Annotated in this window: 9 protein-coding genes, 1 tRNA gene and 1 pseudogene; 6 read left to right on the top strand and 5 right to left on the bottom strand. The window is 73.6% G+C overall.

Going from position 1 to position 8,996, the window contains the following annotated elements:
• The first annotated feature begins 601 nt into the window (after positions 1–601).
• Genes paaA through paaE form a run of 5 tightly spaced genes read left to right on the top strand, consistent with a single transcriptional unit; the run spans position 602 to position 4,224 of the window.
• Complete coding sequence (paaA, locus tag HTV45_RS33040) at positions 602–1,615, top strand: 1,2-phenylacetyl-CoA epoxidase subunit PaaA (RefSeq protein ID WP_215209579.1); 1,014 nt, start codon at positions 602–604, stop codon at positions 1,613–1,615.
• Complete coding sequence (paaB, locus tag HTV45_RS33035) at positions 1,612–1,899, top strand: 1,2-phenylacetyl-CoA epoxidase subunit PaaB (protein ID WP_215209578.1); 288 nt, start codon at positions 1,612–1,614, stop codon at positions 1,897–1,899. The genes paaA and paaB overlap by 4 nt, the downstream gene beginning before the upstream one ends.
• Positions 1,896–2,633 carry a 1,2-phenylacetyl-CoA epoxidase subunit PaaC gene (gene paaC, locus HTV45_RS33030; protein ID WP_215209577.1) on the top strand — a complete coding sequence of 246 codons (738 nt, stop codon included), beginning with the start codon at positions 1,896–1,898 and terminating at the stop codon, positions 2,631–2,633. The genes paaB and paaC overlap by 4 nt, the downstream gene beginning before the upstream one ends.
• Complete coding sequence (paaD, locus tag HTV45_RS33025) at positions 2,627–3,166, top strand: 1,2-phenylacetyl-CoA epoxidase subunit PaaD (protein WP_215209576.1); 540 nt, start codon at positions 2,627–2,629, stop codon at positions 3,164–3,166. The genes paaC and paaD overlap by 7 nt, the downstream gene beginning before the upstream one ends.
• Positions 3,166–4,224: a 1,2-phenylacetyl-CoA epoxidase subunit PaaE gene (gene paaE / locus HTV45_RS33020; RefSeq protein ID WP_215209575.1), complete on the top strand. Its 1,059-nt coding sequence runs from the start codon at positions 3,166–3,168 to the stop codon at positions 4,222–4,224. Before paaD ends, paaE begins: the two co-directional genes overlap by 1 nt.
• 27 nt (positions 4,225–4,251) lie before the next feature.
• Here paaE and HTV45_RS33015 read toward each other — a convergent pair whose 3' ends face one another.
• From HTV45_RS33015 to HTV45_RS33000, 5 genes and pseudogenes are all read right to left on the bottom strand, one after another.
• The gene (locus HTV45_RS33015) at positions 4,252–4,581 is read right to left on the bottom strand and encodes a rhodanese-like domain-containing protein (protein ID WP_215209581.1); all 330 of its coding nucleotides are present in this window, start codon (positions 4,579–4,581) and stop codon (positions 4,252–4,254) included.
• Positions 4,582–4,632: 51 nt separating this feature from the next.
• Positions 4,633–5,469: a J domain-containing protein gene (locus HTV45_RS33010; RefSeq protein ID WP_215209574.1), complete on the bottom strand. Its 837-nt coding sequence runs from the start codon at positions 5,467–5,469 to the stop codon at positions 4,633–4,635.
• Between the two features lie 73 nt (positions 5,470–5,542).
• Positions 5,543–7,045: a DUF2252 domain-containing protein gene (locus tag HTV45_RS33005; RefSeq protein ID WP_251693381.1), complete on the bottom strand. Its 1,503-nt coding sequence runs from the start codon at positions 7,043–7,045 to the stop codon at positions 5,543–5,545.
• Between the two features lie 236 nt (positions 7,046–7,281).
• Positions 7,282–7,466 (bottom strand): annotated as a pseudogene (locus HTV45_RS34695) (DNA-binding response regulator); the annotation flags it as partial.
• A 375-nt stretch (positions 7,467–7,841) separates the two neighbouring features.
• Positions 7,842–7,925, bottom strand: a tRNA-Leu gene (locus HTV45_RS33000).
• A gap of 578 nt (positions 7,926–8,503) precedes the next feature.
• Between HTV45_RS33000 and HTV45_RS32995 the strand changes: the two genes are divergently transcribed.
• On the top strand, positions 8,504–8,996 hold a 493-nt coding region (locus tag HTV45_RS32995; RefSeq protein ID WP_215209573.1), incomplete at its 3' end, for a DUF3662 domain-containing protein.

Below are 8,996 nucleotides of genomic sequence, written 5' to 3'. Positions count from 1 at the left end.
CCCCGGGGGGGGGGGGGGGGGGGGGGGGGGGGGCCGGCCGCGGGGTGGCCGGGGCCGGGTGACAGGCCGCCGGGGCCGGGTGGACCGGCGCCGGCGTCCGGTGGGCCGGCGCCCGAGTCCGGTGGAGGGGTGCCGGAACCGGAGGGGCCGGACGGGGGCACGGGCGGCACCGCGGGCAGGGCGGGGCGCGGGTCCGGCCCGTCACCCCGCCCGGCCGGCCCGTGCCGGGCGTCCGAGCCCCTGTCGTACGCGTTCATTCCGCCCCGATCCACCGTTCCCGGTCCGTCACCGCTTCCGCCCCGGCGGCGGAGCCCGTACCGCCCGCCCCGCGTGACCACCCCGCCGTGTCGCACGGACGTGGCCACCCCGCCGTGTCGCACGGAACGGTACTCAGCCCCGGACACCAGGGCACAGTCCCCCCGGGATCCCGCTCCGTGGCCGTCACCACAGGCGCGGTCCGGGTGCCGTCGTCCACAGGCGGCACCCGCAGGTTATCCACAGCGGTTGACACCTCGCGGTGCCCGTCTCACCATGGAATCGCACGAACCGAACGATCGGTCGGGAGCGTGCTCCGGGAAGCATCCAGGTCGAGGGGGACCCCATGGCGACAGCAGCCGCCCGCGATACGGCGGACAGCAGGGCGCACGACGTGCCGACCGGCACGGACGACACCGCCGGCCACCAGCGCGCCTTCGACGCGGCCGTCGCCGCCGACGAGCGGATCGAGCCGCGCGACTGGATGCCGGACGCCTACCGGGCCACGCTGGTCCGGCAGATCGCCCAGCACGCGCACTCCGAGATCATCGGCATGCAGCCGGAGGCCAACTGGATCACGCGCGCCCCCTCACTGCGCCGCAAGGCGATCCTGATGGCCAAGGTGCAGGACGAGGCCGGGCACGGCCTGTACCTCTACAGCGCCGCCGAGACACTCGGCGTCAGCCGCGAGGAGCTGCTCGACAAGCTGCACTCCGGCCGCCAGAAGTACTCCTCGATCTTCAACTACCCGACGCTGACCTGGGCGGACGTCGGCGCGATCGGCTGGCTCGTGGACGGCGCGGCGATCACCAACCAGGTCCCCCTGTGCCGCTGCTCCTACGGGCCGTACGCGCGGGCGATGGTCCGTGTCTGCAAGGAGGAGTCCTTCCACCAGCGCCAGGGCTACGAGCTGCTGCTGGCCCTCAGCAAGGGCACCCCCGAGCAGCACGCGATGGCTCAGGACGCGGTGGACCGCTGGTGGTGGCCGTCACTGATGATGTTCGGCCCGCCCGACGACGAGTCCCAGCACTCCGCGCAGTCGATGGCCTGGAAGATCAAGCGCCACTCCAACGACGAGCTGCGCCAGCGCTTCGTCGACATCTGCGTCCCCCAGGCCGAGTCCCTCGGTCTCACCCTCCCCGACGCGGACCTCAGGTGGAACGAGGAGCGCGGGCACCACGACTTCGGCGCGATCGACTGGACGGAGTTCTGGGACGTCCTCAAGGGCAACGGCCCGTGCAACGACGAGCGCCTGACCCGGCGCAGGCGTGCCCACGAGGAAGGCGCCTGGGTCAGGGAGGCGGCAGCGGCCCACGCGGCCAGGCACACGAACGGCGAGACAGGAGCTGCGCGAGCATGACCCACACCGACTGGCCCCTGTGGGAGGTCTTCGTGCGCTCGCGCCGGGGGCTGTCACACACCCACGCCGGCAGCCTGCACGCGCCGGACGCGGAGCTCGCCCTGCGCAACGCCCGCGATCTGTACACCCGGCGCGGCGAAGGCGTCTCGCTCTGGGTCGTGCCGTCCTCCGCGATCACCGCCTCCTCGCCGGACGAGAAGGACCCGTTCTTCGAGCCGGCCGCCGACAAGCCCTACCGGCACCCCACGTTCTACGAGATCCCCGAGGGGGTGCGGCACCTGTGAGCACGACACCCGCCGAGGACACCCCGGCCCGCACGACCGCCGCGCTCGCCCTGGGCGACGACGCGCTGGTGCTCTCCCACCGCCTCGGCGAGTGGGCGGGCCACGCTCCCGTACTGGAGGAGGAGCTCGCCCTCGCCAACATCGCCCTGGACCTGCTGGGCCAGGCCCGGGTGCTGCTATCGATGGCCGGAGACGAGGACGAGCTGGCGTTTCTCCGCGAGGAACGCGCCTTCCGCAACCTCCAGCTGGTCGAACAGCCGGGTGGCGACTTCGCCCACACCATCGCCCGCCAGCTGTTCTTCTCCGCTTACCAGTACCTCCTGTACGGGGCGCTGGCCGGTGGGGACGGGCCGTTCGCGCCCCTGGCCGGCAAGGCCGTCAAGGAGACCGACTACCACCGCGACCACGCCGGGCAGTGGACGCTGCGCCTCGGTGACGGCACCGAGGAGAGCCACGGCCGGATGCAGCGCGCCGTGGACGCGCTGTGGCGCTACACCGGCGAGATGTTCCAGCCGGTCGAGGGCGTCGACGTCGACTGGACGGCCCTGGAAGCGGCCTGGCTGGAGTGGACCGGCCAGGTGCTGCGCCGGGCCACACTCACGGTGCCGGACGGCCCCCGCACGGGGGCCTGGGCGGCCGGCGCGGGCCGCCAGGGACTGCACACCGAGCCCTTCGGCCGGATGCTCGCCGAGATGCAGCACCTGCACCGCAGCCACCCGGGGGCGGCATGGTGACCGCCACCCCGCTGGAGGCCGCACTCCTGGAGCTCGCCGGCTCGGTGCCGGACCCCGAACTCCCGGTGCTGACCCTGCGCGATCTGGGCGTCGTGCGCGCGGTGCACGCACGCGGGGAGGACACCGTCGAGGTCGAGCTGACCCCGACCTACACCGGCTGCCCGGCCATCGAGGCGATGAGCCACGACATAGAGCGGGTACTGCGCGACCACGGCGTGCGCGAGGTCACCGTGCGCACGGTGCTCGCCCCCGCCTGGTCGACCGACGACATCACGGACGAGGGGCGCCGCAAACTGCGCGAGTTCGGCATCGCCCCGCCCCGCGCAGGGGCTGCTTCCGGCCCGGTCCCGGTGGGGCTCGGGGCGACCCGCACCCGCGAGACCCCGCCGCCGAACGGTCCGGCCCCCGTGCGCTGCCCGCACTGCGGGTCCGCCGAGACCGAACTGCTCAGCCGCTTCTCCTCCACCGCGTGCAAGGCGCTGCGCCGCTGCCTGGCCTGCCGCGAGCCGTTCGACCACTTCAAGGAGTTGTGATGGCCCGCTTCCACCGGCTCCGGGTGGCCGCGGTCGACCGGCTCACCGACGACTCCGTCGCTCTCACCCTCGCCGTCCCCGCGCCTCTGCGCGAGGAGTACCGGTACGCGCCCGGTCAGCATCTGGCGCTGCGGCGCACCGCCGACGGCCAGGAGATACGGCGCACCTACTCCATCTGCTCCCCCGCACCCGACGGCGAGGCCCCGAGCACCCTCCGGGTCGGCGTGCGGCTGGTCGACGGCGGCGCCTTCTCCACCTACGCGCTCAAGGAGATCGACCTCGGTGACGAGCTGGAGGTGATGACCCCGGCCGGCCGTTTCACCCTGCCCCCCGCACCCGGCCGGTACGCGGCGATCGTCGGCGGCAGCGGGATCACCCCCGTGCTGTCGATCGTCGCGACCCTCCTCGCCCGGGAGCCGGAGGCCAGGTTCTGCCTGATCCGCAGCGACCGCACGGCCGCCTCGACGATGTTCCTGGAGGAGGTCGCCGATCTGAAGGACCGCTACCCGGAGCGGTTCCAGCTGGTGACGGTGCTCTCCCGCGAGGAGCAGCAGGCGGGACTGCCGTCCGGCCGGCTGGACCGGGAGCGGCTGACCGGCCTGCTGCCGGCGCTGCTGCCCGTGGAGCAGGTGGACGGCTGGTTCCTGTGCGGACCGTACGGACTGGTCGTGGGCGCCGAGCGGGCCCTGCGCGGGCTGGGAGTCGCCCGCTCCCGCATCCACCAGGAGATCTTCCATGTGGACACCGGTACGGCGCCCGTCGCCACGGTGTCCGCCCCCGCACACAGCACGGTCACCGCCCGGCTCGACGGACGCGGCGGCACCTGGCCCGTGCGGTCCGGGGAGTCCCTGCTCGACACGGTGCTGCGCAACCGGCCCGACGCGCCGTACGCCTGCAAGGGCGGAGTGTGCGGGACCTGCCGCGCCTTCCTCGTCGCCGGCGAGGTGCGGATGGACCGCAACTTCGCACTGGAGTCGGAGGAGACGCAGGCGGGTTACGTCCTGGCCTGCCAGTCGCGTCCGGTGACGGAAAAGGTCGAGCTGGACTTCGACCGGTAGGGCCCCACCGCAGGCGGTGGGACCGCGCTACAGGACGTGCCCCGACTGCCCGTCGTCGGTGACGACCGGGCGGCCGGCGGCCTCCCACACCTGCATGCCGCCGTGCACGTTCACGGCGTCGATCCCCTGCTGGGCCAGGTACATCGTGACCTGGGCCGACCGCCCCCCGGAGCGGCAGATCACATGGATCCGGCCGTCCTGCGGGGCGGCCTCGGTCAGCTCACCGTAGCGGGCCACGAACTCGCTGACGGGAAGGTGCAGTGCCCCTTCGGCGTGGCCGGCCTTCCACTCGTCGTCCTCCCGGACGTCCAGCAGGAAATCGCCGTCCTTGAGGTCCGCGACCTGGACCGTGGGCACACCAGCTCCAAAACTCATGCCCCCGACGCTACCGGAACCGGCGGGCACGGTTCAGGCCAGCAGAGCCGCCAGCTCGGCCTCGCGCTCGGTCACCTGCGTCCGCAGCCGGCCGGCGATCTCCTCGAGCAGCCGGTCGGGGTCCTCCGGGGCGAGGCGAAGCATCGAGCCGATGGCACTGTCCTCGAGTTCCCTGGCCACCAGCGTGAGCAGTTCCTTGCGCCGGGAGAGCCATTCGAGGCGGGCGTAGAGCTCCTCGCCGGCGCTCGGTTCGCGCTTCAGCTCCGGTCCGGCGGCCCACTCCTCGGCGAGTTCACGCAGCTCGGCCTCGCTGCCACGGGCGTAGGCGGCGTTGACGCGGGTGATGAACTCCTCGCGGCGGGCGCGCTCCTTGTCCTCCTGCGCCAGGTCCGGGTGGGCCTTGCGGGCGAGGTCGCGGTAGAGCTTGCGGGCCTCGTCGCTGGGCCGCACCCGCTGCGGGGGCCGCACCGGCTGGTCCGTGAGCATGGCACCGGCCTCGGGGAACAGACCGCCCCCGTCCATCCAGCCGTTCATCAGCTCCTCGACGCCGGGAATCGGGAGAAGCCCGGCGCGCGCCTCCTCGGCCCGGCGCTTGTCCTCGGGGTCGTCGCTGCGGGCGGCCTTCGCCTCCAGGATGCGGGCGTCCAGCTCCTCGAGGCGGGCGTACACCGGGCCGAGTTTCTGTTCGTGCAGCCGGGAGAAGTTCTCGACCTCGACGCGGAAGGTCTCCACGGCGATCTCGAACTCGATCAGCGCCTGCTCGGCCGCCCGTACCGCCTGTTCCAGCCGGTCCTCGGGCCGCGCCGCGCCACCGTCCGCGGCGGCCCGCTCCGCGCCGCCGCCACCCTGCTCACCTTCCGAGGTCGTCACCCGGACAGCGTAGGCCACCCGGCCGGGCGCCACTTCCCGCTCCGGCGTCGCACCGCCCGGCCGGGACACCCGCTCACACTCCCGTCTCCGCGGCGATCCGTCCCGACCGCACCGCCCGCACCAGATCCGTGTGATCCGCCTCGGTGCGGTCGGCATAGGCGACGGCGAACTCGGCCACCGCCTCGTCCAGCTCGTCGCCCTTGCCGCAGTAGCCGGCGATCAGGCGCGGGTCGGCGCTGTGCGTGTGGGCGCGGGCCAGCAGGGCGCCGGTCATCCGGGCGTAGTCGTCGACCTGGTCGGCGGGGAGTGCCGCCGGGTCGACACTGCCCTTGCGGTTGCGGAACTGGCGCACCTGGTAGGCGCGGCCGTCGACGGTCGTCCAGCCCAGCAGGCTGTCGCTGATCACCTGCATCCGCTTCTGGCCGCGGACCACGCGCCGGCCCTCGTGCCCGGGTTCGGGAGCGTCGAACCCGGCCGTCCGCAGATGCGGCACGAGCGCCGAGGGCCGGGCCTCCTTCACCTGGAGGACCAGGGGCTTGCCCCGGTGGTCGAGGAGCAGCACGACGTACGACCGCGTACCCACGCTGCCGGTGCCGACGACACGGAACGCCACGTCGTGCACGGCGTGCCGGGCGAGCAGCGGATGACGGTCCGGCGGCAGTGTGCCGAGGTACTCCTCCAGGGAGGCGGCCACCCGGGCCGCCTCGGCGTCCGGTATCCGGCGCAGCACCGGCGGGGCGGCGACGAAGCGGCGTCCGCCGTCCCCGGTCGGCTCGGTGGACTTGGCGGCGAACCGGCCGCTGGTGTTGGCGCGGGCCTTCTCGGAGACCCGCTCCAGGGTGCCCAGCAGATCGTGGGCGTCGGCGTGCGAGACCAGTTCCTCGTCGGCGATGGCGTTCCACGCGTCCAGCGCCGGGAGTCCGGACAGCAGCCGCATGGTGTGCCGGTAGGCACCCGCGGCGTCATGGGCGGCCGCCCGGCAGGTGTCCTCGTCCGCGCCCGCCTCCCGCCCGGCGAGCACCAGGGAGGCGGCGAGCCGCTTGAGGTCCCACTCCCAGGGGCCGTGCACGGTCTCGTCGAAGTCGTTCAGGTCGATGACCAGTCCGCCGCGCGCGTCCCCGTAGAGACCGAAGTTCGCCGCATGGGCGTCACCGCAGATCTGGGCGCCGATCCCGGTCATGGGGGTGCGGGCCAGGTCGTACGCCATGAGTCCGGCCGATCCGCGCAGGAAGGCGAAGGGGGTCGCCGCCATCCTGCCCACCCGGATCGGGGCCAGCTCGGGCAGCCTGCCGCGGCTGGACTCCTCCACGGCGCTCACCGCGTCGGGGCGGGAGCCGTCCAGGTCGAGGGCGGCGTGCGCGCCGCGCGGGACGTGTGCGCGCAGCGCCTTGCCCTCCCGCTTGGGCGAGCCCGCGGCCGGCCATTCGGCGAACCCGGGCACCCGCGGAAGCCGCCGGGCCCGCTCCACACCGCCGCCCGGGCCGTCCTCCGCCGCCCCGTCAGCACCTTCGGTTCCGGGCGTCCCGGCAGCGAACTCGGTCACGGCGACCGCCTCCCCCGTGCACAGGCGTGCCATACACACGCGTCTCAGTGATCGTGCCGACCGTACAGCCGGTGGCCGAAAAGCGTCAGGCCCTGTGGACAACTCCCGGCCTGCGCCGAGACCTGGACCGCACACCGGGGGAGGACTCCGCAGTCGCCTGCCCCCGGCCCGGCGTACACGGGACACCCTCGGAACACGAAGCCGTCCCGTCGGTTCCGTTCCCGGCCCCGGGCCCGACCGCCCCACTCGTAGTGACCCCGGCCGGAACAGGCCCGGAGACACGCCGGTACCGCCGGCACCCGCCGGTGCGTCTCGTCCGACGGCGGCGGGCCGAGACCGGTGATGCCGCCGACGCCCCTGCCTGCCGCCGCCTCCGCCGACACCACCAGCCCTCACGCGATCGCGCCGTTGGACCGCCGTCCGCGATCAGCGCCGCCACCTCGCGCTCCCATGGACAGCCCTCACCGGCCTCCGGCGGCTCACGCCCCGGGTCTGCGCCCCGCCGGGTGACCCACCGGCGGGCCTGCGGGGCGTACAGGCCGGCCTACCGGGTCACCCGCGGGCCGGCCGGCGGGCATCCCACCGGTCCTACGCCCCCGCCGTACCCCCTCCCCGGGACCCACAGCCGCCCTCCGGCCCCGCACCCGTCTCCCCGTCGCCCCACGGGGCCCTGATGCGGCCCGCCCCGTGCCCCGCCCCGTCCCGGGCCCGACATCGAGCCATCCGGCCGGAAATGATCATGAGATGTTCCTCACACGCGGGGCCACCCCCTGCCACCCCGAACATGCGAAACGGGCGGCATCCGATGGATGCCGCCCGTTCGACGGTGTGCGCGAGGGGGGAGTTGAACCCCCACGCCCTTTCGGGCACTGGAACCTGAATCCAGCGCGTCTGCCTATTCCGCCACCCGCGCATTGGGTGTGTCCTCGAGCCCGTGCCCCTGGGGGCGCGGCGCCTTCCGACATCCAGAACATTAGCACGCTGGTCGGGGTGGATTCACATCCCTTTTCACCGCCCGCGGCCCGACCGGCCGCGACCTCGCACGACCTTTCCCGGCCGTCCTCCGCGGCCGCTCCCGGGCCCCTCCCGGGCCCTTCCCGGGCCCTTCCCGGGCCATTCCCGAGCCGCTCCCGCCGCCCTCTCCCCGGCGCGCGCCGTGCAACAAAGGCGATTACTTCACGTATCAACCTCGTACCGGTGGGACCCGTCTCCCCAGGAGCCGGACGGAGTCCGCGGTCAGGTGCGGGACACTGGTCTGCGGCCCCCTCTACGATCCTTGGCAGAACGACCCGCACCAGCACGGCCGAAGGAGTTCGAAGAGGAGCCCCGGAGGGAACTCCGTCAGGCGTCGACACCCGTCGGCCGGGCGGAGAGGGGGAACCAGCCGATCGGGCGGCGCGTGGATACGATCAGTAAGCAGTACCAGGTAACCGGTGCACGAAACGGTGCACGGGGCAGTACACAGGACGGCAGCGACGGAGGAGGTGCCCCATGGGAGTCCTGAAGAAGTTCGAGCAGCGTCTCGAAGGTCTGGTCAACGGCACCTTCGCCAAGGTGTTCAAGTCCGAGGTGCAGCCCGTGGAGATCGCGGGAGCGCTCCAGCGGGAGTGCGACAACAACGCCACCATCTGGAACCGCGACCGCACCGTCGTACCCAATGACTTCATCGTCGAGCTGAGCACCCCGGACTTCGAGCGCCTCAGCCCGTACTCCGGCCAGCTCGGCGACGAGCTCGCCGGCATGGTGCGCGACTACGCCAAGCAGCAGCGTTACACCTTCATGGGGCCCATCAAGGTGCACCTGGAGAAGGCGGACGACCTCGACACCGGCCTGTACCGGGTCCGCAGCCGTACGCTCGCCTCCTCCTCCGCCGGCCAGGCCGACGGCCCCGGCGGTGCGGGCCCCGGCGGCCCGCCGGCCGACCGTCCCGGTGGCTACGGCTACCCGCCGGCCGCCCCCGCGGGCGCCCCGCCCATGCCGGCCG

Origin of the sequence: Streptomyces sp. CHD11 (genome assembly GCF_018638295.1) — a bacterium.
Lineage (GTDB): Bacteria > Actinomycetota > Actinomycetes > Streptomycetales > Streptomycetaceae > Streptomyces.
This window is presented reverse-complemented; position numbering and strand designations above follow the sequence as displayed.